The following is a 25,299-nucleotide window of genomic DNA, read 5'->3' as shown; positions in this document are numbered from 1 at the left end:
GCATGAACCGGGTCACCGTTGGTTAACTTCAATGAAACAGTGCCCGCATGAACGAACAAAAACAACTCTCTCTCCGCGGGTGGACCGAGCTTTTGTTGCTTGGACTGATCTGGGGCGCCTCCTTTGTTTCCATCCGGGTCGCTCTGGACACACTTCCCGTGATGACGTCGGTTTTGCACCGCACATTCTGGGCCATGCTGGTCTTATGGCTGGTGACTTGGATCAAGGGGATCAAGGTGCCGCACTCGCCCCGTATCTGGGGCGCTTTTCTGGCCATGGGGCTGTTGAACAACGTCATCCCCTTCAGCCTGATGGCTTGGGGGCAGCTTTACATTGACACGGGTCTGACGGCGATCCTGAACGCGGCGACTGCGGTCTTCGGCGTTCTGATAGCAGCACTGTTTTTTCGCGACGAACGATTGACAAAAACCCGGCTACTGGGTGTCTGCTTGGGCTTTCTTGGTGTCTCAATCGCGATCGGAGTCCAGAATTTCTTGAGTTTCAGACTGCAAAGCACCGCTCAGCTTGCAGTGTTGGCAGGAACAGTTTCCTACGCATGTGCCGCAGGTTGGGCGAGGCAAACGTTATCGCACCTTTCCCCGGTGATTGCCGCCGCCGGTATGCTGACGGCTTCGACAGTGCTGGTATTGCCAATAACACTTGCAGTTGATGGAGTACCCAGCTTGGCGCTACCCGCAATAACCTGGGCGGCCATCGGGTACTATGCGATCGTCGCAACGGCCGGCGCATATCTGCTTTACTATCGGGTTTTGGCAATGGCCGGCAGTGGTAATCTTATGCTGGTGACGCTTGTCATACCCCCGGTCGCTATTGTTCTGGGCGCATTGCTGCGCGAAGAGTCCCTGTCCCCAAACGCCTTTCTGGGCTTTGCCGTTCTGGCGATTGGCCTTTTGGTTCTGAATCGTTCGTCCCGGCCCAATTGACGCCGTGCGCTGCCCGATTTAGCTAGGGCAAAAAGGACAGCGCAAAATGATCTACACCTCAGCCAATGACTGGCGCACCGCAAGCCGCAAGAAAGTGCTGTTCTTTGGCATGTCAGGATTAGGCAAGACCTACGTATCCAACATCCTCAGAGATTCCGGGAACTGGTTCCACTACTCGATCGATTACCGGATCGGAACGCGCTATATGGGCGAGTACATCACCGACAATGCCAAGGCCGAGGCCATGAAAGTTCCGTTCTTGCGTGAACTGCTGTTGTCGGATTCGATCTATATCGGTTCGAATATTTCATTCGCCAATCTGACACCTGTTGCTGCTTATCTGGGCAAGCCGGGAAACCCCGATCTGGGCGGCTTGGACATGCCGGAATACCGCCGCAGGCAGGAACAGTTTCGCTTGGCCGAAATTCATGCGCTGCTGGACACCGAATACTTCATCGACCGCGCCGAGCGTTTATATAAATATCCCCATTTTATCTGTGATACGGGTGGGTCGATCTGCGAATGGGTAGACCCCGAAGACCCAAGAGATCAGGTTTTGTCCGAACTCGCACGGCATACCCTCATGATCTGGCTAAAGGGTGACGAGGGTCACACGGTCGATCTTGTGCGCCGTTTCGACAAATCCCCGAAACCCATGTCCTATCAGGCCGATTTCCTGACCCGTTCCTGGACAGAGTATCTGGATCAACACGGCTGTGCCGAGACCGAGGTCAACCCCGATGATTTTGTCCGCTGGACCTATGCGCAAGCCCTGGCCCATCGTCAGCCCCGGTACGAGGCGATGGCAAAGAACTGGGGCGTGACGATTGATGCCAACGACATCGGCAAGATCCGCGATGCGGCTGATTTCGACGAGTTGATCGAACGCACCCTTGAGGCCAGTCGCAATAACGCCTAACTACCAGTTTTCCCTAATCTCTTCGAAGTCAGACACATGCCCATCAAAATCCCCTCAGATCTGCCCGCTTTCGACGTCCTGAACAAAGAGGGCGTTATGGTCATGTCCGAGGATCAGGCAATGCGTCAGGATATTCGCCCCCTGCGCATTGGGCTGCTGAATCTGATGCCGAAGAAGATCCAGACGGAAAACCAGTTCGCACGTCTGATCGGCGCAACTCCGTTGCAGATCGAACTGTCTTTGATCCGTATGACGGAACACCAGACAAAAACCACCGCCGCCGAGCATATGTCAGAGTTCTACCTGCCTTTTCAGGAGGTTAAGGACCAGAAATTCGACGGCCTGATCATCACTGGTGCGCCGATCGAGCATCTGGAATTCGGTGACGTCACCTATTGGGATGAAATCAGCGAAGTCTTCGACTGGACCCAGACAAACGTTCATTCAACCTTTGGCGTTTGCTGGGGCGGGATGGCGATGATCAACCATTTTCATGGTGTCCGAAAACACATGCTGGATGCCAAGGCCTTTGGCTGTTTCCGTCACCGCAATCTGAACCCTGCATCACCTTTCTTACGTGGGTTCTCTGACGATTGCGTTATCCCGGTCAGCCGCTGGACGGAAATGAAACAAGATGAGATCGACGCCGCGCAGGGTTTGACCACCCTGCTTGGCAGCGATGATGTGGGCCCTTGTCTGGTCGAAGATACCAGCCATCGCGCGCTGTATATCTTCAACCATTTTGAATACGACAGCGACACGCTGAAACAGGAGTACGACCGCGACGTCGCCAATGACACGCCCATCAACGTGCCGATCAACTACTATCCGGATGATGACCCATCCAAGACACCTCAAAACCGTTGGCGCAGCCACGCGCATCTTCTTTACGGGAACTGGATAAACGAAATCTATCAGACGACGCCTTTTGATATGAGCGAAATTGGCCGCTAAAACATTGATATCCTTTGGCCTCATCGTTCTGGGCCTTGCCGCTGTGACTGCGTGGCGCAGCGCCCGAAATGAAGCACAGGCAGAAGCGGCTTTCCCACCCGAAGGCCAGATTCTTGATGTCGACGGGATCGCCGTTCATGCGGTTGTCATGGGGAAAGGGCCAGATGTGGTCCTCCTTCACGGCTCAAGCGGCAACACCCGCGACATGACCTTTGCGCTGGCACCCACTCTGGCGGAAAACTACCGCGTCATCGTTTTTGACCGGCCCGGCCTGGGGTTTTCAGAAAGTTTCAACCCAGACGGTGAAACGATCACGGAACAAGCGGATATCCTGCAAAAAGCTGCTGCCCAACTTGGGGCGGAAAAGCCTGTCGTTGCGGGCCAAAGCTATGGTGGTTCAGTGGCACTTGCATGGGCGGTCACAAGGCCCGAGGATCTCTCGGCGCTTGTTTTGATCGCACCTGCTGCCATTCCGTGGGAAACGCCGCTGGATGGGTTTAACCAATTGGCGTCTACCACGCTCGGCAACGCGCTCGCCCTGCCCCTGATCTCTTCCTTCGTGCCCGATTGGTACGTGACACGGACATTGGACACTGTATTTGCGCCCCAATCGGCCCCCGCTGGATATGCCCAGCATTTCGGACCCGGCCTGACCATCCGGCGCAGTTCCATGCATGCAAATGCCAAGCAACGGGCCAATCTATTGGATGAGATAACCCAATTGCAGCCAAAATACGGTGAGATTTCAGTGCCAACCGAAATCGTTCACGGCACCGCCGACGACACTGTCGGCCTCGAGTGGCATTCCCAACGTCTGATCCAGCAAATCCCGCAGGCCGAACTAGTCGCGTTACCGGGGATCGGTCACATGCCGCAGGTTGTCGCAGCGCCCGAGGTTGCCGCCGCAATTGATCGTGCAGCGAGGCGTGCAGGTTTGCGTTAATCCAAGCTCTAATCCATAGTCGGATATGGGTTTTATCGCGAGGTGACATATGGCCCGGACCGAAAAAGGTTCTATCGAGAAGTATTTTCAGGAAAGCGCGCCCAAAGCTGTGCGGGATGAGATAGAGAATTCGAAGAAAGGCGAAATCCTGAACCCGACCTACCCGTATAGCGAGAAGATGAAGACCAAGGACTATGATGAGCAGATGGAACTGCTCCAGATCGAGTTGGTCAAAATGCAGTCTTGGGTCAAGGACACGGCGCAACGGATCGCCATCATCTTCGAAGGCCGCGATGCCGCCGGTAAGGGCGGAACGATCAAACGGTTTCGCGAAAACCTGAACCCACGCGGCGCGCGCAATGTGGCGCTCAGCAAACCCTCAGAAACTGAACGCAGTCAATGGTACTTCCAGCGCTACATCCCTCACCTGCCTGCCGCTGGCGAGATCGTGTTCTTTGACCGCAGTTGGTACAATCGCGGCGTGGTCGAGAACGTCTTTGGTTTCTGCACCCAGGAAGAGCGCGAGCGGTTCTTTCGTCAGGTTCTGCCGCTTGAAACGGGTTTGGTCAACGATGGCATCAAACTCTTCAAGTACTGGCTCAATGTCGGGCGGGCTGAGCAGCTGAATCGCTTTCTGGCCCGTGAAACCGACCCGTTAAAGCAATGGAAACTCAGCCCGATTGACGTGGCTGGGTTGGACAAGTGGGACGAATACACACAATCGATTTCAGAAACTCTGACCCGGTCACATTCAGACGTATCTCCTTGGACAATTGTCCGGTCGGACGACAAGAAACGCGCCCGTCTTGCAGCAATTCAAACGGTTCTGCACACGCTGGACTATGATGAGAAGGACGCAAAAAGCATTGGCGACATTGATCCCCTGATCTGCGGTGGTCCGGATGTCTGGGAAGCCTAGGTTGCGTTTTCACCCTGCCCGGCCAAGGATTTCAAGGGCAAGCGTTGGACGACCGTGTGTATTTGGTCTATCCCCTTGTCTTCCAATACCTAATCAAAGAACCTGAGGCCGGGATGTCGAAACGCGGTTATCATCACGGAAACCTAAAGCAAGCCCTGATCGAGGCAGCCTTGTCCCTGATCGAAGAAAAGGGGCCGACAGGTTTTACGTTATCTGAAGCCGCCAAAACCGCTGGCGTAACACCCGCCGCAGTCTATCGCCACTTTGAAGGGCGCGAAGACCTTATCGCCGAAGCTGCACGGCAGGGATTCGAGATGTTCGCGGACCTTATGCAATACGCTTATGACAAGGGCCAACCCTCTGCCCTGGCGGCCTTCGAGGCAACCGGGCGGGCCTATCTGGCTTTTGCGCGGAAGAACCCCGGCCATTACATCGCCATGTTCGAAAGTGGAATATCGTTGAATCGCACCCCCGAACTATCAATGGCCGCCAATCGGGCCAAATCGGTTCTTGAAAAAGCCGCCGACGACCTGTCGCAACATATTCCACCAGAAAAGCGCCCGCCCGCGTCGATGTTCAGCGCACATATCTGGGCGATGAGCCATGGTGTGGTTGAATTATACGCGCGCAATACCGGCGCGACGTCTCCCTTCCCCCCGGAAGACCTGCTGGAAAGCGGCATTGGAATCTACCTGCGAGGGCTGGGCCTGATCCCGCAGGACGATTGACACCTGTCAAAAAGTTCTGCTGCTTTGCGGTAAGCTCAGCCCGGACGTTACGTTGATCAGATTCATCTCGCCCATTCCCTTTATGTCAACACGTCCCAAGTCCGAGACCTGAAATTCGTCAATCAGGGCGTATTTCATCTCTTCCGGCGCAACGATTTTCATAGGATTGGCAAAAATTTGCAGTCGGGACGCGATATTTACCGCCGGACCGAAAACGTCGTAGACGTATTTCTGAATACCCACGACAGACCCGACCGCGGCCCCCATGCCCAAACCGATCCGGGCCTGCCATTTGTGCGGGTGGCTTTCGTTCCGGCGTTCGAGATAACGCAGGAAACGTACCGCGCAATGGGCCACTGCAGTCGCGTGATCGGGTGTCGGGTCAGGCATGCCTGAGACCGCAAGATATGCGTCACCAATTGTTTTGATCCTTTCACACCCGAATTGCTCAACGATCCTGTCAAACGCTGTGAAAATGTCGTTCAACTCACTCAGGGTCACTGTCGGGTCGGTCTTGGCTGCAAAATCCGTGAAACCCACAAAGTCCAGCATAACAACAGATACCTGCTTGTAGAGCTGCGGAGTGACAACACCGAAGGTTTTGAACTCTTCATAAACGGCCCGTGGCATCAGGTTCAAAAGCAGCCGTTCAACCCGTTCTTTCTCGCGCTCCAGTTCTCGCGTGTTGCGTTCGACCATGGTGGAATAGCTGTCAATCATGCTTTCCAGCTCGCGAATGCGCGTGATGTTCTGGCATTCGACAATCAGAACCTGCTCGGACAGCCCTTTGGCCAACGAAACTGCGACTGCAAAGATCAAGGTCCGCCGCTTCGGCTTGATTTGCAATTCAACCGAATATCTCAAGCCCGATTGCTTGACGTCTTCCAATTCTTTGGGATCAAGGGCCGGCAGAATGTCCGTAAGAGTACTGCCGTTCTCGGGAGTTCCAAACCACTCTGCGAAAGGTCCGTTATGAAAAACGAACTGAAGATCCGAGGCGCGCACCACGGCAATGCCGACACCGATGGCGCGTAACAGCTGTTCGTTTATTGCATGAATGCTCATGCCGCGTTTCGGGCGACGATAATTGAACGCTTCCCTTCAATTGCGGCCAGCGCGGTTTTGATATCCTGATCGGACATACCATGCACGCTCAGCGCTTCGCCAAACAGCTCAGCCATCACATCAAATTCGTCATGTGAGATACTCAGATGCCTGTGTACGGCTTCGATCCTGTCATCACTGAATGACGCCGGTCCGCCGATCAGGGACGATACAAACTTCGTCTGATGATCAATCAGCCGCGGCATATCTATATCTTCAAAATAATGGCCGATGTCATCCGAATCCAACGCCATTTCATAGAAGGTCATCACGACACGGCTGATCGTTTTGAAGCCACCGTATTTATCATAAAGCGTTTGCGCCACACGAAAACCCAAGAGTTACCGAACAAAAACACTGTAATTCTATATCAAATGGACATTTTTGTTAATGTTTATGGTATTTTTTTCGTTTTCCGGCTTAACGCGCGTTCATTTTAGGACAAGCAAAAGTGTCCGGGATTTAAAATCCTGCGCTTTCGAAGACCCGGCGTGGTACACGAAACCAAGTTGTACACAGCCAAGACGCCGGGGCTGGTTTGGGTTTCTGTCTCAGGGGGTAATGGCGGAGAGACAGGGATTCGAACCCTGGAGACGGTTCCCCGCCTACACACTTTCCAGGCGTGCGCCTTCGACCACTCGGCCACCTCTCCGTGCCGGCGATGTTTGGACCAATGTCATGAGATTTGCAAGGCCCCAATTCGGTGAAATCACCGGAAAGGATCAATTAAATCCGGTAGTCTACCCAGAGCGTCAAGCAACCAGAAACGCGACCTTTCAGCTGTCGGACTGGTCGTCAGATTTCATCGCCCGCGTCAGGGTCCAGATCAGATTCTGTCAGTTCAACTGGCTTTCCTGCCGTTGAATCGGTTGTGTTTTGTTTGGGCGCAAGGCCTGCCTCTTTAACCTTGTTCGAGGTCTGCAAAGCTTCGGGATTGCGCAACCAGATATCACGCTGTGCAAACGGCACCTCGATACCCGCTTCCAGAAAGCGCCGATTGATCTCGTGGTTCATGTCGGATTTGACGGATAAAACCCAGTTCACATCCCGTAGGATCGCTCTGATCTCGAAATCCAACGCATCCGCTCCAAACCCCTGAAACACTACACTGGGCGCCGGGTTGGCCAGAACCATCGGGTGGTTGTTTGCGACCTCGCCCAGAATGGTCTCGACCAGCCGTGTATCTGTTCCGTAGGCGACACCGACCGGTACAATCACCCTGCCGATGGTATTGCCACGTGTGTAGTTGGTGACGACGCCGCTGATCAGGTCCGAGTTTGGAATGATCACATCCGTTCTGTCGAACGTCTCGATACGGGTCGAGCGAACGGAAATGTCACGCACGTAGCCCATCATCCCGTTCACATCGATCCAGTCACCCTTAGAGATCGGCCGTTCGACCAGAAGGATGATGCCGGACACGAAATTAGACACAATCGTTTGCAGGCCAAAGCCAATACCGACAGACAGTGCACCTGCGACAATTGCCAGAGACGACAGATCAAACCCCGCGACCATGATCGCGACCAGCGCGGCCAGAAATATCCCGATATACCCCGAGCCAGCGACAATCGCGTTCTGCCCGCCCGGATCGATACTGGTTTTGGGTAACAGCGAGTTGCGCAGCCCGCTTTGCAACAACCGCGTCAGCGTATAACCGATTGCGAAAACGGCGATAAATGTCAGGAAATTGCTGGGTGAGATCGTGACACCACCGATGTCAAAGCCAAGCAACAGGCGTGACCATACTTCAAGCAGATCCGTTTCGCGCGCGCCCCAGTATATCGCCAGAACAGGCAGCGCGACGATGGCCAGTGCAAAGCCCACCAAGACTGAAAAAAGAGAGTCGCGCGCAGCGTCGCCCTGCCCTGTGATCCATCCGTATATCTGACTGACGAACCGTTGAAAAATTGCCAGTGCGGCAATCAGAACCAGTGTTTTTACCGCCGGAAACACAATCGCTTCGGCCGCATTAGTATAGCCAACCAGTGCCAGTACGGGTGTTGCGATCCCCAGCAGGAACATGGCCTTGCGCAGGAATTCTACCAACTGGCTGAATCCAGCGGCCCGGGTAGACGTCGTCTGGTCCAGCAGGCGGTCGTTCGTCCGGATCTGCCGCACGCGGAGCAAAAGCAATGCCGTTCCGACAATCACTGGAAAGCTGATAACCGCACGGGTCGCATCCGAAACGTTTTCGATCTGCTGGAACAGAAGCGCCAGTTCGTGCAGGATCAACATCAAAGCCAACAGATCAATGTGTATCCGCAATTCGGTAATCCGAGCAGCAGACAGGCGCTTGAATCCTTGTGAAGCACCAATCACGTAAATCTGTCGGCCAATCCAGTCGTAGAAGAAGGCAATTGCCGCCCAGTAGGGGATTTTTTCCAGCAACAAACTGCCTCGCAGACCCGGAACACCCGACAGGCTGATCGCGGCGATGGCGGCAACGACACCGATCCATGGCAACAGAATCCGCAGCAGAGAAATGATGAAGGACCAAACACCAGTGCCCGCTCCGCCCAGCAATCTTAGATAGTCGCCGCCCCGCTCGGACCAACGTTTGCCGAAGATCAATAAAACCGCCGCTAGACTCACGAGAAACAGGATTCCCAAGCCACGATCACGGATACGCTCTTTCACTACGTCCGAACGCAGGTTGGTAAGTGTTTCATTTGTCAGGCTCAGAAGCGCCTCTTTTACGTCTTGCCATGCAGGTCCCCAATATACGGGGTTGATCGGTGACGGACCGCGCTCAAAGAATTGTTTTGTCTGCCGCGCCCGGATGATCCGATCGATTTCACTGATCAATCCGTTTGCGCGGCTATACGCTTCTTCGGAAATGATGCGGGGCACGCGCAAACTGTTGAGCTGATCATTAAGATGAGTTCGCAACTTAGCGATGTCTTCAGGTTCGGTCGCGTCCCCTTCGGGTTTCGGACCAAGCGCCTTGATCTGGCTTTCCAGCGTTGCGATGCGATCCGTGTTGGCGCTTCGCGCCTTGTTAAAGTCCTCTCGGTAACCGTTTATTTCAGAACGTAAATTCTCAAACGCAGCGTTTGACGCACGGTTTGCTTCGATCACCGACTCGGCACGGTCCGCCGTTTTTATCCAGCCCCGGTAATACTCACTTTGCCTGTCGGTCAGCTGCGCAACAGCACCGCCTGCGACCCCGACAAGACACAGGAAAACCAGTGTCAGAAACAGGCGAACCTGCTTAGGCATCACACGTCCTCAAAAACGCCAGGAATGCTGCGCGGTGCTTCGGTCATCCAATTCGGTACCGGCAGGTCTTTTTCGCGCAGGAAATCCGGGTTGAAAAGCTTGGACTGATACCGTGTGCCATAGTCGCAAAGGACAGTCACAATGGTGTGGCCCGGCCCCATTTCCTTGGCCAGACGCACGGCGCCCGCCATGTTGATCGCGGTTGACCCGCCCATAACCAGCCCCTCTTCGCGGAGCAGGTCAAAGATATAGGGCAACGCCTCGGTGTCAGTGATCTGATAGGAATGATCCGGCGTGAACCCTTCCAGATTCTTTGTTATCCGCACCTGTCCGATACCTTCAGCAATCGATCCGCCCTCCATCGCGATTTCACCGGTGGTGTAATATGAATAGAGACCCGCACCCATGGGATCGGCCAAACCGATTTTTACACCCTTGGGCCGCAGCGCTTCGGCAACCCCGGCCAATGTACCGCCCGACCCGACAGCACAGATAAACCCGTCGACCTTACCGTCTGTTTGTTCCCAGATTTCGGGTCCTGTAGTTTCAACGTGGGCCTGACGGTTCGCCACGTTGTCGAACTGGTTGGCCCAGATTGCCCCATTGGGTTCCGTCTGCGCCAATTCCTCGGCCAAACGCCGGGAATAATGCACGAAATTATTGGGGTTGCGATAAGGTGCGGCCGGAACTTGAACCAGTTGAGCACCGGCCAGCCGCAGCATGTCTTTCTTTTCTTCCGACTGGGTTTCCGGGATCACAATCACGGTCTTGAACCCCATTGACGCACCCACTAGCGCCAGACCTATACCAGTATTGCCTGCGGTTCCTTCCACAATGGTGCCACCGGGCTTCAAATCGCCCCGCGCAATGGCATCACGGATAATATAGAGTGCAGCACGGTCCTTGACGGATTGACCGGGGTTCATGAATTCGGCTTTGCCGAGAATTTCGCAACCAGTTTCTTCACTGATGCGGCGCAGCCGGATCAGTGGTGTTTTTCCTACTGCGTCAGCAAGATCTCGTGCAATGCGCATGATGGCCCCTTGTCGTTTTGTACCATCGAAGATTTACAGCCGCACCGCCGCGACCACAAGCGGGATAGTCACCCGCGCAATCTGTCCCGGTGGCGGGCCAGCCAATAAGCCAGAGACACCAATTGTAGATCCTTGAAAACATGGCGATCCGTCATGTCTATGAATTCGTCGAACGGCAAGATTTGACTGCGGATGTCTTCACCTTCTGTGTCCAGGCCACCGGTGATTGTGGTGTGTGTCAACTCACCAAGACCAACATAAAGATACATGAACCCGGTGGAAGATCCGCTCGAGGTGTAGGCACCGCCAGCATATTCCAGCCTGTCAAAACGAATACCTGCCTCCTCCATCGCCTCGCGATGCGCGGCCTGTTCGGGTGTCTCGCCCGGATCAATCATCCCGGCCACCGCTTCCCAAAGCCAGGGTTCCGGATCGTTGTTCAGGAAAACCGGCGGTCTGAACTGTTCCACGATCAAAACAGTATCACGGACGGGATCATAGGGCAGAACGCCAACGGCACTGCCCTGCAACAAGCTTCCACGGCGCAACACCGGACCCATGCTGCCGTCATGCCGCCGGTGTTGCAGGTCGATTTCCTCCATCCCGAAATAATCAAGATACACCCGGTCATGGCGATGCACGATCACATCTTTTGCAATGTCCCGCGGATCACCGGTTCTCCGCTGCCCGGCCATAATCTTTGACCAGGCACGCGTTTGAGTGGCGCGAACACTGCGGGCCATGACTCGGGGATCGACCTTCCCGAAATAGGCCATCTCTTCCTCTGCGGCGAGCGTTGTAAGTTCGCCCAATCTGTCCGCCCATTCCTGAAGCGACCACAAATCACCCGGCCTCCAGGCACCGGGGGCAGGAAAAAAGACCTGAGCTTGGGCATTGGTCCCATCTTCCAATTCGACCTTCAACGGCTTCAGATCATAGTCGAATGACCCTTCGTAATAATCAAGCCTGGCCAGATCCACAGACGACAATTCCTGCACCAGTACACCTTCGGCACTGGCACCTTCCATTTCCAGGATCATTGGGAAATCCTGCCCCTGAACAGAATGGACAGCATGGCCTCGAAGTTGGGCGGGCCGCGCTTTGGTTTTGCTCAGAGGATGACCAAGAACGCGTTCCAACAACGGCAAGTGTCGCAGCGTTCCATAAAAAAACAGATCAGACAAAGTCGATCTCTCTTGTCGGGAAACGGATCAGCGCCATGATCGGGCGGCCTGTTCTGTGGCCAGTCCCGATACAACAGCCCCAATTAGGAATGCAATCAGGATTTCCGGGTAAATCAACAGCTTACCGTACTCAATCCCGATCTTGAAAATGGCCAGAATGGCCTCAAATGGGCCACCGTAACGATTGCGCATGGCAAGCCGGAACATTTCGTAACAGCCCTGCACGAACAACGCCCAGAAAATCAGCGAGGCGACACCAGTCAGACCGTTATTGATCCCAGCAGTCCAGCCGCGCCCTGCACGCTTGCCCATGATTCCCCACCCGCAAACCGCGCCAAGGCCCATGTTAACCAGGGTAAAGTACCCGTAATCCTTACCTTCTTCACCGTTTTCGATAATCATGCCAGAGACAATGAATGCCAGCACGATGAGACAAACGGCGGCTACAAGACGCGAGGCAGTGGGCATGTTACGGTCCGTCAGTTAACTTGCTTTGATACGGTGATCTGTGTCACATCGCAATTGCGCGTGTCAAAGGCTGCGCCACAGGCAGTCAAATAATAATTCCACATGCGGCGAAAACGCTCATCAAAGCCGAGGTCTGCGATCTGTTCCCATTTTGCATTGAACGTCTCATACCACCGCCGCAGCGTCAGGTCGTAACTTTTGCCGAATTCTTTCGACTTCACCACATTCAAACCCGCCTGATTGATCTGCTGCCGTAGGATCGTGGGCGACGGAAGCATTCCACCCGGAAATATGTATTTCTGAATGAAATCAACACCGTTCTTGTAATAATCCCAGCGGTGGTCACCTACGGTTATGATTTGCAAGGTCGCTTGCGCCCCCGGCTTCAGCCTCTCACGAACGGTTTCAAAATAAACCGGCCAGTATTTTTGACCCACCGCCTCGAACATCTCGATTGAGGCTATGCCATCATATTGTCCACGCTCGTCGCGATAGTCCTGCAACTTGAATGTCACTTGATCTGAAAGCCCTGCTTTTTCAATACGTTCATTAGCAAACTTGAACTGTTCCTCACTAATCGTAAGGCCGGTTACATGCAAACCCCGCTCTTTCGCGGCATATTCGGCAAAACCGCCCCAACCGCATCCGATTTCCAGAATGTGGTCACCGGGTTTGGCCCCCATTTCATCGACAAGGCTGGCATATTTGGCAGTTTGCGCCTTCTCAAGACTTTCTTGCCCGGTCTCAAAAATGGCGCTGGAATAAGTCATCGTGTCATCCAGCCACAAGCCGTAGAAGTCGTTACCCAGATCATAGTGGTAAGAGATATTCTTTTTCGCCTGCGTCCGGTTATTGCGATGAAGCCAGAACCGCAGCCGTTCATAGGCCTGGACAAGGAACTTTCCAGTAAACCCGTCATAGACGGTTTCGGACCCCAGATGGACAAGATCCATGAATGAGCGCAGATCAGCCGTGCTCCAATGTCCTTCAAGGTAGGCATCAGAAAACCCCAGCTCGCCTTCGCGGATCAGACGGGCAAAAACATCTCCGTCGTGGATATCGATCTGAGCAACAGGCCCTGCCTTTGGCCCCTCTGCGCGAAAGATGCGGCCATCAGGCAATGTTATGTCTAGTCGCCCCGACTCCATTCGGGCCAGCATCTTGAAGACCTGGGCGAAATACCTGGGCAGATCCGACTGCCCCTCTATCGTCGTCAGCACCATCCGCTCTCCCCTCTGCGGCACAGGTATCAGGCTAGGCCGCGATTTTGTTTCTGGCAAGTTTTCAGTTCCTTAGTGGGATTTTCGGCTTTCATACGCACGCAAGGCGCGGTTTCGTCCATCCGCCAGTTTCACGACAGGTTCGGGATAATCCGCCTGCGGACACAGGTTCCATGAACCGGGAACCGCAGCGAAATAGGAAAGTGCAACGTCACTGGGTTTCGTCTGGCCTTCGGCGATCCAGCGCCGCATGTAAGCCCCCTGCGGATCAAACTTTTCCGCCTGCGTTTCGGGGTTGAATATACGAAAGAAGGGCGACGCATCCGGGCCTGATCCCGCAACCCACTGCCAGCCCATGGCGTTACAGGCTGGGTCCCAGTCAATCAGGCAATCCTCGAACCAGTTCATCCCGATTTTCCAGTGTGTCATCAGATGTTTGGTCAGGTAACTGGCAACAATCATCCGGGCCCGGTTATGCATACGGCCTGTCACATACATCTGCCGCAGGCCAGCATCGACGACAGGAATTCCGGTTCGGGCCTGCCTCCAGGCGGCAACTTCAGGGTGGTCTGGATCGATATTCCACGGGAAATCATCCCATTCCGCTTTCCAGTTATCAGTCAGCAGATGCGGTGAGTGATACATCAGGTGATAGGCAAACTCACGCCAGACCAACTGCCGCAGAAATGCCTCGGCGCCGGGGGTTCCCGTCATCGCAGCCTGTTGAACCCTGTGCCAGACCGTGCGTGGCCCGATCTCGCCCAATGAAAGGTATTCTGACAGGTTTGATGTTCCGTCCAGATCCAACCGGTCACGGTCATTGGAATAACGGGGGACTTGGTCGAGAAAGTGCTCAAGTCGATCGCGGGCGGCCTTCTCGCCGGGTTGGACATAGGGGCGCACGATTGCAGCGCCTCGGTACATGTCCGCACCCATATGCCAGGTGCTCAGTTTATCACTGGAAGGCCAGGTTGCAGGCCCCGCCAAGCGTGACACCAACGCATCCGGCGCTGGCACGTCCCGCCGCTGAACCGCGCGCCACATAGGGGTGTAGACACGAAACGGCTGGCCCTGCTTTGTTGCTACTGTCCAGGGTTCAAAAAGCAAATGACCAGGAAACGACTTTGCGCTTACACCCAGTTCGGTCAGCGCCGTTTTGATCTGTGTATCGCGTCTGATCGACGCTGGATCATAGACCCGCGACCAATAGACAGCCTTTGCGCCCGTCTCTTTGACAAGTGTCCGCAATTGCTCAAGCGCATCGCCACGCCGCAGGATCAGACGGCTACCAAGCCTCGTCAGAGCGTCGCAAAAGACCTCCAGACCCAACCCCAACCGCCATTTCGGGGCCGCGCCAAGGTGTTGCACAAGAGGGTCATGAACAAAGACTGGTATGATCGGACGGCCGCTTGCAACAGCAGCAGTCAATGCCGAATGGTCCGACAGGCGCAGATCCCGTCGGAACCATAAGATGATCGGAGACGGCTCGTTTTCCATATCCACCCTGAGGTTTTCTTCGGTCTACGAAGCCCCAAGCAGAGTGGATCACAAAACGCGTTCAAGCGCCTCCAAAAGCTGATCAATCTCCTGCTGCGAGGTATAATGCGTAAAGCTGACCCGCAAAACGCCCTGTGCCGGATCCACGCCCATCGCTTGCAATGGGCGCACAGCATAAAAGTCGCCTCCCCCCGCCATAACATCGTATTGCGCCAGTTCTGCTGCAACTGACTCAGCGGGACGGTTCAGCGACAGCGCTACCGTCGGCGCACGCCGGGTGGCATCTGAAGTGCCGATCAGACGTACCGCGTTGCGGTCTTTAACCGCGTCCAGAACCGGTTGAAGTAAGGACACCTCATGCGCGCGCATCAGGTCATGGGCAAAGGCACCCTGCTCTGCTGCGCCGGCGTCAGGCCCACCGTGATGCGTGCAAAGGAGCTCGACGTAATCGGCCATACCTGCACTTGCCGCAATCTGAGCATGATCCGGGCCTGCCGGGGTAAAGCGCTTGTAAAGAACGTCGGCGTTGAAGTAGTGCGCTTGGTTGGGCAGCAACTCTCCCAGTGTTCGGCGAATGACCATGCAGCCTTGATGCGGGCCGTAAGTTTTATAGGCTGAAAACAGATAGATATCCGGCCCCAGATCGCCAACATTCGGAAACCCATGCGGGGCGTAAGATACGCCGTCCACGCAGACAAATGCACCAGCCGCGTGGGCAATCGCAGTGATCTCGGTGACCGGGTTAATCTCGCCCACGACATTGGAACAATGCGGGAAACAGACCAGACGCACTTTTTCGTCCAGCATGTTTTCCAGATCCTGCGGGTTCAGTGATCCGGTTTCAGGATCGATCTGCCACTCCCGCACCTCAATCCCTGCCTCGGCCAGACGACGCCATGGGCCCGAATTTGCCTCGTGATCCTGATTGGTCACGACAATCGCCCCGCCAGGTTTCATCCATTGCCTGAACGCCTGTGCCAAAACATAGGTATTCTGTGTCGTCGAAGGGCCAAAGCTCAGCTCATCGGTCTCAACACCCAGGATGGCGGCCATGCGCGCGCGTGCCTCATCCATCTCGGCACCTGCAAGACGGCTGGCCTCATAAGGGGCGTAGGGCTGAACCTTTCGCTGCGTATAGAACCGCGTCAACCGGTCGATCACCGGCTTGCAGGTATAAGACCCGCCCGCATTCTCAAAAAATGCCTGTCCATTCAGGCTGGGTTCGGAAAAAGCCGGAAACTGTGCCCGAACGAAATCGATATCCAGAGGGCTCATGCCTCATTGCTCCTTAGTTGTGCTGCCATATCAACAAGATGCCCGCTCATGTTTCCGGACATCTCAGAAATCATGGCAGGTCTTCCAGCCCAGCCTGTGCTCGCGCCATGAGCTGACGAAACACCGGGCAGCCCTTCACTTCGGAAGGACAACGCTACTTAGACAGCACCATCCGCGACCGTCAAGCTGAAGCAAAAGAAAAAGCCCGGCGGGGTTGCCGGGGCTGAATTTCCAACACTCTGGGGCGGGTCTCGTTCGGGCCTCAACCCTGAACTTTGGTATATGTCCCCTCGCCTGCAAGAATTCCACGGAAACCACCGGGCTCATCCAGACCAAAGACGATCAGAGGCAGGTTGTTGTCACGCGCCAGCGCGATGGCTGACGCATCCATGACCCGCAACCGCTTGGCTAGAACGTCGTCATAGGTGACCGTGTCATAACGCACCGCGTCGGCATGTTGTTTGGGATCCTTGTCGTAAACGCCGTCGACACCGTTCTTGCCCATGAAAATCGCCTCACACGCCATTTCATTGGCGCGCAAGGTCGCCGCGGTGTCGGTGGTGAAATACGGGTTGCCGGTACCGGCCGCAAAGATGCAAACCCTTTTCTTTTCAAGGTGCCGTACGGCGCGGCGGCGGATATAAGGCTCGCACACTTCATCCATGCGAATGGCCGAAATGACCCGGGTGAACACCCCAATTTCTTCCAGGGCAGATTGCATACCCAGTGCGTTCATCACCGTGGCCAACATCCCCATATAGTCTGCTGTGGTCCGCTCCATACCCTGAGCAGACCCACTCAGGCCCCGGAAAATGTTTCCGCCACCGATAACCATGCAGATCTCAACGCCCAGATCGTGAACCGATTTCACCTCTTGCGCGATGCGCTGAACGGTTGGCGGGTGCAGGCCAAAGCCCTGATCCCCCATCAATGCCTCTCCTGAAATTTTCAACATGACACGTTTGTATGTGGTTTTCGGGGTTTCGGCAGTTTCAGAAGACGGGGAAAGGCTCATGTTGCGCTCCGGGCTGGCACGGGGTTAATTTCCGGCGCAAAATGAAGCAAAAGCTCCGCAGGTTCAATGCGGTTGGTGAGGATTGAGGCAACCGCCTATGACCCAGCGATCAACAGACGCGATATTTCAGCAATTGCCCCCTATTCCCGATGACATACCTGTCCTGATTGCAGGGCCGACGGCATCCGGGAAGTCAGCACTGGCGCTGGAGATCGCCGAGCAGCATGGCGGCGTCATCGTCAATGCAGACGCAAGTCAGGTCTATGACTGCTGGCGAGTGATCTCGGCCCGACCATCTGTCGAAGAAGATACACGCGCGCCGCATCTGCTCTATGGTCACATCGCCTATGATCAGGAATATTCAGCCGGTCACTGGCTGCGCGAAGTGGTGCCACTGCTGACCGGGGGCCAGCGGCCAATCATCGTCGGCGGGACCGGTTTATATTTCACGGCCCTGACCGAAGGCATGGCCGAAATTCCTGCGACCCCAGCGCAGGTGCGGGCCGAAGCAGACTTGCTGACCGTATCTGAGCTGGTCGCCGGGGTCGACGAACAGACACTGTCAGGCCTGGATATACAGAACCGCGCGCGCGTGCAGCGCGCTTGGGAAGTGCAGCGCGCCACTGGTCGCAGCCTATTGTCCTGGCAGGCCGATACGCCACCGCCAATTTTACGGCTGGATGATGCGGTTCCTATCGTTTTTGACGTCGACAAAACGTGGCTTCTGGATCGGATTGAACGCCGTTTTGATCAGATGCTGGAGCTGGGCGCAATCGACGAAGTACGCGCCATGCGGGATCGTTTCGACCCCGCTCTTCCCGCCTGTAAAGCCATTGGTGTGCCAGAGCTTATGGCCTATCTGGATGGAACACTGACTTTGGATCAGGCCCGTGAACGGGCCACAATCTCGACCCGGCAATTTGCCAAACGTCAACGCACGTGGTTTCGGGCCAGAATGAAAACATGGAATCACGTTTATTTCTCAAAGTGATATCTGGTGTTGTTCATTCCACAGGATTTGACACCGAAAGCAAACAGATCAACGGAAACTAACTGGTTTTTCGTCTGTTATCAGTAATTTGACGCAGAATCTCCGCAAGGATTTCTCCTGAAGGAGCGCCAAATGACAAAATCCGTACCGAAATATCAACACTGCGGGAACGTCGCTTTTGTGCATTTTATGTCGATTCCGAACGTTGACGTTGAGTGATTTCTGGTGCCGAATGGCGGCATGGGGATGCACAGAGTCCAAAAAACGGAATCCTTCTTTCTTTCGACACGACTAACCCGTGTCGCTTAGAACAAGAACAAATCAACAAAATCAATGTCACAGGGAGACATTTATGACCAATACGGCAATCACCACAGACAAGGTGCACTGGGCGGCCGAGATGCACGCGCAGGAATACCGTGACGGCAAGCTTAGCCGCCGGGAATTTCTGGTCCGCGCGACGGCGCTGGGTGTCGCGGTACCGACGGCCTATGGTTTGATCGGTCTGCAATCGCCTGCGGCGGCACAAGAACCGCAGCGCGGTGGTACCATCCGCTATCAGATGGAAGTGCGCGCGCTTAAAGATCCGCGAACTTATGACTGGACGCAAATTGCCACTTTCACAGCAGGCTGGCTGGAGTACCTCGTTGAATACAACAACGACGGCTCGTTCAAGCCGATGCTGCTGGAAAGCTGGGAAGCCAATGACGACGCCACTGAATACACATTGAACGTTCGCAAGGGCGTAAAGTGGAACAATGGCGACGATTTCACGGCCGAAGACGTGGCCCGTAACATTGCAGGGTGGTGTGACGCTGGCCTGGAAGGCAACTCGATGGCATCGCGTATGGCGTCGCTTATCGACGAAAGCACTCAGCAAGCTGCGGACGGTGCAATCACTGTGGTTGACTCCCATACTGTCAAACTAAAGTGCAACGCGCCTGACATCACGATCATCCCGGGTATGGCGGACTATCCCGCCGCAATCGTGCACAGCAGCTTCGATGCAAACGACATGCTTTCAAACCCTGTCGGCACGGGCTTCATGCTGCCTGACAGCCACGAAGTTGGCGTCAAAGGCGTGCTGGTGCGCAACGAAGGTTTCGACTGGTGGGGATATGAGGCTGGCAAAGGCGGCTATATCGACCGCATCGAGTTCATCGACTACGGCACTGACCCGGCTGCATTCCTTGCAGCTTATGAGGCCGAAGAGATCGACATGAACTGGGAATCTGTTGGCGAATTCGTCGACATCTTTGACGGCATTGGACTTGTGCGCTCGGAAATCCCGTCGGGCTTTACCATCGTTATCCGACCGAACCAGTTGGCCGAAGACGAAAACGGCAACAAGATCTACGGCGACAAGCGCGTTCGTCAGGCTTTGGCCATGGCGGTGGACAACGAAGTGTGCCTGGAGCTGGGCATGTCGGGCTACGGCATTCCGGCTGACAACTGCCACGTCGGGCCGATGCACCCTGAACATGACTCGGCCGTGACTCGTATCCCATATGATCCTGCCGGGGCGAAAGCCCTGATGGACGAAGCGGGTATGGGTGATTTTGAGCACGAAGTGCAATCAATCGACGATGACTGGCGCCGTAACACCACGGCCGCGGTTGTAGCGCAGCTGAACGACGCGGGTATCAAGGCCAAGCACACAGTTCTGCCGGGATCGACCTTCTGGAACGACTGGACGAAATACGCCTTCTCGTCGACGAACTGGAACCACCGCCCATTGGGCACTCAGGTGCTGGCACTGGCCTATAAATCGGGAGTCGCGTGGAACGAATCCGGTTTCGCCAATGCAGAGTTTGATGCGTTGCTGGCCGAGGCGAACTCGATCGCAGATGTCGACAAACGTCGTGAAGTGATGGCCAAACTGCAGGGGATCATGATCGACGAAGGTGTCACGATCCAGCCTTATTGGCGGACAGCGATGCGCCATCACCGCGACAATTTGGTGGGTGTTGAAAAGCATATCGCTGACTTGCCGCAGCTTTATAAGTTCGGCTTTACGTCCTGAGCCAAAACGCAAAAGGCCGCGCCACCCTGGCGCGGCCTCTTCGTCCTGAACGCGACGAACAAGTAATAACAGCTAAGCGTGGCGTTCCATGAAACCCGCGCTAGCCGACCCACAGGGGCAAATATGGGACTTTTCATTCTAAGGCGGGTTGGCATCATGCTGTTGACGGCATTGTGTCTGACATTCCTGGTTTTCTTCTTAACTAACCTCTATCCGAACCTCGAGAAGCTGGCGAAAACGCAGGGCAACTTTCGGATGTCGGATGAACAGGTTGAGAGCTACCTGAGCAAAAATGGTTACCTCCAATCCACTCCGATAAAATACGGCGAATGGCTGGGTGTCCTGCCCTCGTATCGGTACACGAATGAAGACGGAACCGTTCAGGGAAGATGCATCCTGCCGGGCAAAACCGCCGAAGAATCCCCGAATTTCTGCGGAATCCTGCAGGGGTATTGGGGCTATTCGACTGTCTTCAAGGAAGAGGTTTCGACTGTTGTTGGGAACCGGTTGGCTCTGACTGGTCGTCTGATGCTCTGGGTCATGCTACTGATGGTTCCGTCTGCGTTGATCCTTGGTGTTTTGGCAGGAATGAAAGAAGGATCTGCCACTGACAGGACGTTGTCGACTTTCGCCATCACAACGACAGCAACACCGGAATACGTCTCGGGCGTGATCTTTATCGCCATCTTCACCTCATCCGCAGTTGGTTTGAAGTGGTTTAAAGGTACGGCCACGCAAGCGATGGAGAACCCGACCTTTGAGAACTTCTTTCTGCCGGTCCTGACCATTGCGCTTTATGGGATGGGCTATATTGCACGGATGACCCGCGCCTCGATGACCGAAGTGATGACCGCGCAATATATCCGCACCGCGCGCCTGAAGGGTGTTTCGTTCCCGAATATCGTCATGAAGCATGCGTTGCGTAACGCGCTGATTGCACCGTTCACCGTCATCATGCTGCAGTTCCCCTGGTTGCTGAATGGTGTAGTGATCGTCGAGACACTGTTCAACTACAAGGGCTTCGGCTGGGCGCTGGTTCAGGCCGCGGGCAATAACGACATTCAGCTGTTGCTGGCGATTTCGGTCGTTTCGGTCTTTGTGGTGCTGGTGACCCAGCTGATTTCGGATATCGGCTATGTCTACCTCAACCCGCGCATCCGCATTTCTTAAGGAGGGTTAGATCATGGAACCACTTACCTGGACCGGCTCTATCGCCTTCCTGAACCCGCTTTTTGCCCTTGGCCTTGCGCTAATGGTCTTGTCCATTGCCATCTGGATGCTGGCCAGCATCGTGCTGCCTGAAGACCAGATGACGGTGAACCCGGACGGTACGTTGAGCTCAAGCTCGGGCCTGCGGACACTGATACAACTTGCACTGCGCTACAGTTTCTTGGCCAGTGTCGGAATCGCACTCGCCTATATCGTACTGGGCGTACTAATGGGCACCAGCGCCGGGATTATTGGCGCCATGTCCCAGCAGTTTTTGCCCGTATGGGTGTCGTTAATCATCCTTTATGCCATGTCGATAGCCTTCAAACGCAAGCTTGGCCTCTACGGCAAACTGTTTGACAGCCCCATCGGCATGATTGGCTTTGGCCTTGTGATGTTCTGGGTTTTCACCGGGGTATTCGGCGCGATGGATTTGATCGTCACGCATGACCCGCTGTCGCAGATTTCGGGCATGAAGAACAAAGTGCCAGGTACGCCACTTTCAAATCTGGAGGACGGTCAATACGCCTGGTATCTGCTGGGTGGCGACAATCTGGCCCGCGATGTGTTCAGCCGCATGGTCAAAGGTGCATGGATTGTTGTTCAGATCGCCCCGCTTGCCACGATGTTTGCGTTCATGGTTGGAATCACGCTGGGTCTGCCGGCAGGCTATTATGGTGGTCGGCTGGATACTTTGCTGTCGTTCCTTGCGAACCTGATCCTGGCCTTCCCGGTGATCCTGCTGTTCTATCTGCTGGTCACGCCCGAGATCGTTGCGACCGGTGTACCGAACTACATGGCGGCCGTCTTGTTCGTATTCCCGATCATATTCCTCGGCGTGCTGTTGAACTCACGCTACTATACCAGACCGAACTTCCGAACACCGCTGCTGATCGGAGTTTTGGGAGTAGCGGGTTGGTTCTACCTGTCTCTGATTTCGACCGGTGGCTACATCATCAATACCGACGCCTATCGTATCTGGGGGCTGCCAACCTATCTGGATCTGTTCGATATCCCAGGCGGTATTCTGGTGGTCTTTGTCTCGGTGGTCTTTGTGAATTCGCCCACCGTTTTCCGCATCGTGCGCGGACTGGCACTGGACATCAAAACACGGGACTACGTAGCGGCAGCACAAACCCGTGGCGAGGGTCCGTGGTACATCATGCTGTGGGAAATCCTGCCCAACGCGCGTGGCCCGCTGATTGTCGATTTCTGCCTGCGCATTGGCTATACCACCATCCTTCTGGGAACCTTAGGGTTCTTTGGTCTGGGTCTGCCACCTGAAAGCCCGGACTGGGGGTCGACGATCAACGAGGGGCGCAAGCTTTTGTCGATCTACTTGCACCCTGCTCTGCCACCCGCGCTGGCCTTGTTGACGCTGGTTCTGGGTCTGAACCTGCTGGCCGACGGGTTGCGCGAAGAAAGCCTGAAAGACTGACGTGAAAACAACCGGGGGGCCAGCCCCCCCGGACCCCCCGAGATATTTTTAGCCAGATGAAGAGGATCCCCTCGATCTGGTGAGGAGATACAAGATGAGCAAGATGGCGGATTATGACGGCCCGATCCTTGAGATCGACAAGCTGTCGATTTCCTTCTTTACCCGCCTGCGGGAAATTCCGGCCGTGATGGATTTCTCTGTCAGTGTGCAACCCGGTGAAGCTGTTGGTCTGGTCGGTGAATCCGGTTGCGGCAAATCCACGGTGGCGCTGGGTGTCATGCAGGACCTTGGCAAGAACGGTCGCATCGTTGGTGGTACGATCAAGTTCAAAGGGCGTGATCTGGCGGAAATGAGTTCAGATGAATTGCGCGACATACGCGGCAATGAGATCGCGATGATCTATCAGGAGCCGATGGCCTCACTGAACCCGGCAATGAAGATCGGTAAGCAGCTGATGGAAGTGCCCATGATTCACGAGGGCGTCAGCGCGGAAGAAGCGTATTCGCGCGCGCTTGAAGTTGTCACCGATGTGCGCCTGCCGGACCCCGAGCGAATGCTCAACTCGTTCCCGCACCAGCTATCAGGCGGTCAACAGCAGCGCATCGTGATCGCGATGGCCTTGATGTCGAAACCGGCGCTGCTGATCCTTGACGAACCAACAACGGCACTTGACGTGACGGTTGAGGCTGCCGTGGTCGAGCTGGTGAAGGATCTGGGCAAGAAATACGGCACCTCGATGCTGTTCATTTCGCACAACCTCGGGCTGGTTCTGGAAACCTGTGACCGGCTTTGCGTGATGTATTCGGGTGAGGCGGTCGAGCGCGGCTCGATCAAGGATGTGTTTGACGAGATGCAGCATCCTTACACGCAGGCCCTGTTCCGGTCGATCCCGCTGCCGGGGGCCGACAAGAATTCGCGCCCGCTGGTGGCTATACCGGGGAACTTTCCCCTACCCCATGAGCGACCCCATGGTTGTAACTTTGGTCCGCGCTGCGACTATTTCGAAGAGGGTCGCTGTGACGCCAAGGACATCCTGATGGAGGCGGTGCCCGGAAATGACCGGCACCATACCCGTTGCCTTAAATTCAAAGAGATTGACTGGAACGCACCAATCACGGTGGGTGAACAGAAAGAGAAAGGTGAGATCGGCAGGGTCGTTCTGAAGATGGACAACCTCAAGAAATACTATGAGGTTGCAGCAAATGCCCTGTTCGGCGGTGGCGAAAAGAAGGTTGTGAAGGCAAACGAAACGCTCAGTTTCGAGGCGCATGAATCCGAGACGTTGGCCATCGTGGGTGAATCCGGTTGCGGCAAGTCCACGTTCGCCAAGGTTTTGATGGGTCTTGAGACGGCCACGGACGGGCAGATTCTGCTGGACAACCGCAATATCGAACAAGTGCCCATAGAAGAGCGCGACGCAAAGACCGTTGGTGAAGTTCAGATGGTGTTTCAGAACCCGTTCGACACGCTGAACCCGTCGATGACCGTTGGGCGCCAGATCATCCGGGCATTGGAAATCTTCGGTGTTGGCAATTCTGAGGCCGAGCGCAAGAAGCGGATGCTGGAGCTGCTGGATCTGGTAAAACTGCCGCGCGCCTTTGCCGACAGGATGCCGCGTCAGCTGTCGGGTGGCCAGAAGCAGCGCGTAGGTATCGCGCGCGCCTTTGCTGGCGATGCGCGCATCGTGGTAGCCGACGAGCCCGTATCGGCGCTGGACGTTTCGGTGCAAGCTGCGGTGACCGACCTGCTGATGGAAATTCAGCGCGAGCACAAAACCACGTTGCTGTTCATCAGCCATGACCTTTCCATCGTGCGATACCTCAGCGACCGTGTGATGGTGATGTATCTGGGCCACGTGGTCGAGCTGGGCACTACTGATCAGGTTTTTGCACCCCCCTACCACCCTTATACCGAAGCGCTTCTGAGTGCTGTTCCCATCGCCGATACATCGGTCGAAAAGCAGCACATCGTACTGGAGGGTGATATTCCTTCAGCCATGAACCCGCCACCGGGATGCCCGTTCCAGACACGGTGTCGCTGGAAATCCGAAGTGCCTGACGGCCGTTGCGAGTCACATGTGCCACCGGTGCAGACATTGGCCGAGGGTCATCAGGTGAAGTGCCACTTGTCCGAAGAGGTGCTGGCACGGATGCAACCCGTTATCAAAGTCGCGGCCGAGTAGGTTTGCGGATCTTCACTGGAAAGGGCCGGT

The 25,299-nt window shown here is 55.3% G+C and carries 21 protein-coding genes and 1 tRNA gene; 11 read left to right on the top strand and 11 right to left on the bottom strand.

Features of this window, described 5'->3' with window-relative positions; all coding sequences use genetic code 11:
• The first annotated feature begins 47 nt into the window (after positions 1 to 47).
• The 6 genes from AC2FLO_RS10870 (at position 48) to AC2FLO_RS10845 (ending at position 5,407) form a co-directional block, all read left to right on the top strand.
• Positions 48 to 944 (top strand): DMT family transporter, encoded by an 897-nt coding sequence (locus AC2FLO_RS10870; protein WP_496752822.1) that lies wholly within the window; start codon positions 48 to 50, stop codon positions 942 to 944.
• A gap of 46 nt (positions 945 to 990) precedes the next feature.
• On the top strand, positions 991 to 1,863 hold the full coding sequence (locus AC2FLO_RS10865) for an ATPase (RefSeq protein WP_480583960.1): 873 nt from the start codon (positions 991 to 993) through the stop codon (positions 1,861 to 1,863).
• 36 nt (positions 1,864 to 1,899) lie between these two features.
• The gene (gene metA, locus AC2FLO_RS10860; RefSeq protein ID WP_480583957.1) at positions 1,900 to 2,817 is read left to right on the top strand and encodes a homoserine O-acetyltransferase MetA; all 918 of its coding nucleotides are present in this window, start codon (positions 1,900 to 1,902) and stop codon (positions 2,815 to 2,817) included.
• On the top strand, positions 2,807 to 3,760 hold the full coding sequence (locus AC2FLO_RS10855) for an alpha/beta fold hydrolase (RefSeq protein WP_496752823.1): 954 nt from the start codon (positions 2,807 to 2,809) through the stop codon (positions 3,758 to 3,760). The genes metA and AC2FLO_RS10855 overlap by 11 nt, the downstream gene beginning before the upstream one ends.
• Before the next feature lie 49 nt (positions 3,761 to 3,809).
• Positions 3,810 to 4,679: a polyphosphate kinase 2 gene (gene ppk2 / locus AC2FLO_RS10850; RefSeq protein WP_480583952.1), complete on the top strand. Its 870-nt coding sequence runs from the start codon at positions 3,810 to 3,812 to the stop codon at positions 4,677 to 4,679.
• Positions 4,680 to 4,792: 113 nt separating this feature from the next.
• Positions 4,793 to 5,407, top strand: coding sequence for a TetR/AcrR family transcriptional regulator (locus AC2FLO_RS10845; protein WP_209504101.1), 615 nt, complete (start codon positions 4,793 to 4,795; stop codon positions 5,405 to 5,407).
• 6 nt (positions 5,408 to 5,413) lie between these two features.
• Here the strand turns inward: AC2FLO_RS10845 and AC2FLO_RS10840 are convergent, their stop codons facing one another.
• The 11 genes from AC2FLO_RS10840 to pyrH all read right to left on the bottom strand — a co-directional run bounded on the left by AC2FLO_RS10840 (position 5,414) and on the right by pyrH (position 17,426).
• Positions 5,414 to 6,472, bottom strand: coding sequence for an adenylate/guanylate cyclase domain-containing protein (locus AC2FLO_RS10840; protein WP_480583946.1), 1,059 nt, complete (start codon positions 6,470 to 6,472; stop codon positions 5,414 to 5,416).
• Positions 6,469 to 6,837, bottom strand: coding sequence for a group I truncated hemoglobin (locus AC2FLO_RS10835; protein ID WP_209596705.1), 369 nt, complete (start codon positions 6,835 to 6,837; stop codon positions 6,469 to 6,471). The genes AC2FLO_RS10840 and AC2FLO_RS10835 overlap by 4 nt, the downstream gene beginning before the upstream one ends.
• A 236-nt stretch (positions 6,838 to 7,073) precedes the next feature.
• Positions 7,074 to 7,163 (bottom strand) — tRNA-Ser (locus AC2FLO_RS10830).
• A gap of 143 nt (positions 7,164 to 7,306) precedes the next feature.
• Positions 7,307 to 9,733, bottom strand: a complete 2,427-nt coding sequence (locus tag AC2FLO_RS10825; protein WP_480583943.1) for a DUF3772 domain-containing protein — start codon at positions 9,731 to 9,733, stop codon at positions 7,307 to 7,309.
• A complete protein-coding gene (locus tag AC2FLO_RS10820) occupies positions 9,733 to 10,767 on the bottom strand; it encodes a cysteine synthase A (protein ID WP_480583940.1) in 1,035 nt (344 codons plus the stop codon). Before AC2FLO_RS10820 ends, AC2FLO_RS10825 begins: the two co-directional genes overlap by 1 nt.
• 68 nt (positions 10,768 to 10,835) lie before the next feature.
• Positions 10,836 to 11,951 carry an NUDIX domain-containing protein gene (locus AC2FLO_RS10815; protein WP_496752824.1) on the bottom strand — a complete coding sequence of 372 codons (1,116 nt, stop codon included), beginning with the start codon at positions 11,949 to 11,951 and terminating at the stop codon, positions 10,836 to 10,838.
• Positions 11,952 to 11,978: 27 nt separating this feature from the next.
• Positions 11,979 to 12,419, bottom strand: a complete 441-nt coding sequence (locus AC2FLO_RS10810) for a TrgA family protein (RefSeq protein WP_480485825.1) — start codon at positions 12,417 to 12,419, stop codon at positions 11,979 to 11,981.
• 11 nt (positions 12,420 to 12,430) lie between these two features.
• Positions 12,431 to 13,642: a class I SAM-dependent methyltransferase gene (locus AC2FLO_RS10805; RefSeq protein ID WP_496752825.1), complete on the bottom strand. Its 1,212-nt coding sequence runs from the start codon at positions 13,640 to 13,642 to the stop codon at positions 12,431 to 12,433.
• Positions 13,643 to 13,711: 69 nt separating this feature from the next.
• Entirely contained in the window at positions 13,712 to 15,136 is a 1,425-nt protein-coding gene (locus tag AC2FLO_RS10800) for a cryptochrome/photolyase family protein (protein WP_496752826.1), read from the bottom strand.
• Positions 15,137 to 15,184: 48 nt separating this feature from the next.
• Positions 15,185 to 16,411: an aminotransferase class V-fold PLP-dependent enzyme gene (locus AC2FLO_RS10795; protein WP_496752827.1), complete on the bottom strand. Its 1,227-nt coding sequence runs from the start codon at positions 16,409 to 16,411 to the stop codon at positions 15,185 to 15,187.
• 262 nt (positions 16,412 to 16,673) lie between these two features.
• Positions 16,674 to 17,426, bottom strand: coding sequence for a UMP kinase (gene pyrH, locus AC2FLO_RS10790; RefSeq protein WP_209504110.1), 753 nt, complete (start codon positions 17,424 to 17,426; stop codon positions 16,674 to 16,676).
• A 97-nt stretch (positions 17,427 to 17,523) separates the two neighbouring features.
• Between pyrH and miaA the strand changes: the two genes are divergently transcribed.
• The 5 genes from miaA to AC2FLO_RS10765 all read left to right on the top strand — a co-directional run bounded on the left by miaA (position 17,524) and on the right by AC2FLO_RS10765 (position 25,269).
• Entirely contained in the window at positions 17,524 to 18,417 is an 894-nt protein-coding gene (miaA, locus tag AC2FLO_RS10785) for a tRNA (adenosine(37)-N6)-dimethylallyltransferase MiaA (RefSeq protein WP_496752828.1), read from the top strand.
• Between the two features lie 352 nt (positions 18,418 to 18,769).
• Entirely contained in the window at positions 18,770 to 20,440 is a 1,671-nt protein-coding gene (locus AC2FLO_RS10780; protein ID WP_480583928.1) for an ABC transporter substrate-binding protein, read from the top strand.
• 123 nt (positions 20,441 to 20,563) lie between these two features.
• On the top strand, positions 20,564 to 21,610 hold the full coding sequence (locus tag AC2FLO_RS10775; protein WP_209504113.1) for an ABC transporter permease: 1,047 nt from the start codon (positions 20,564 to 20,566) through the stop codon (positions 21,608 to 21,610).
• Positions 21,611 to 21,623: 13 nt separating this feature from the next.
• Entirely contained in the window at positions 21,624 to 23,087 is a 1,464-nt protein-coding gene (locus tag AC2FLO_RS10770; protein WP_496752829.1) for an ABC transporter permease, read from the top strand.
• 94 nt (positions 23,088 to 23,181) lie between these two features.
• The gene (locus AC2FLO_RS10765) at positions 23,182 to 25,269 is read left to right on the top strand and encodes a dipeptide ABC transporter ATP-binding protein (RefSeq protein WP_496752830.1); all 2,088 of its coding nucleotides are present in this window, start codon (positions 23,182 to 23,184) and stop codon (positions 25,267 to 25,269) included.
• The last annotated feature ends 30 nt before the right edge of the window (positions 25,270 to 25,299 follow it).

The sequence above is a fragment of the Ruegeria sp. TASC047 genome (assembly GCF_059612445.1).
The sequence above is the reverse complement of the archived record's forward strand: the minus strand, read 5'-3'. Positions and strand labels throughout refer to the sequence as shown.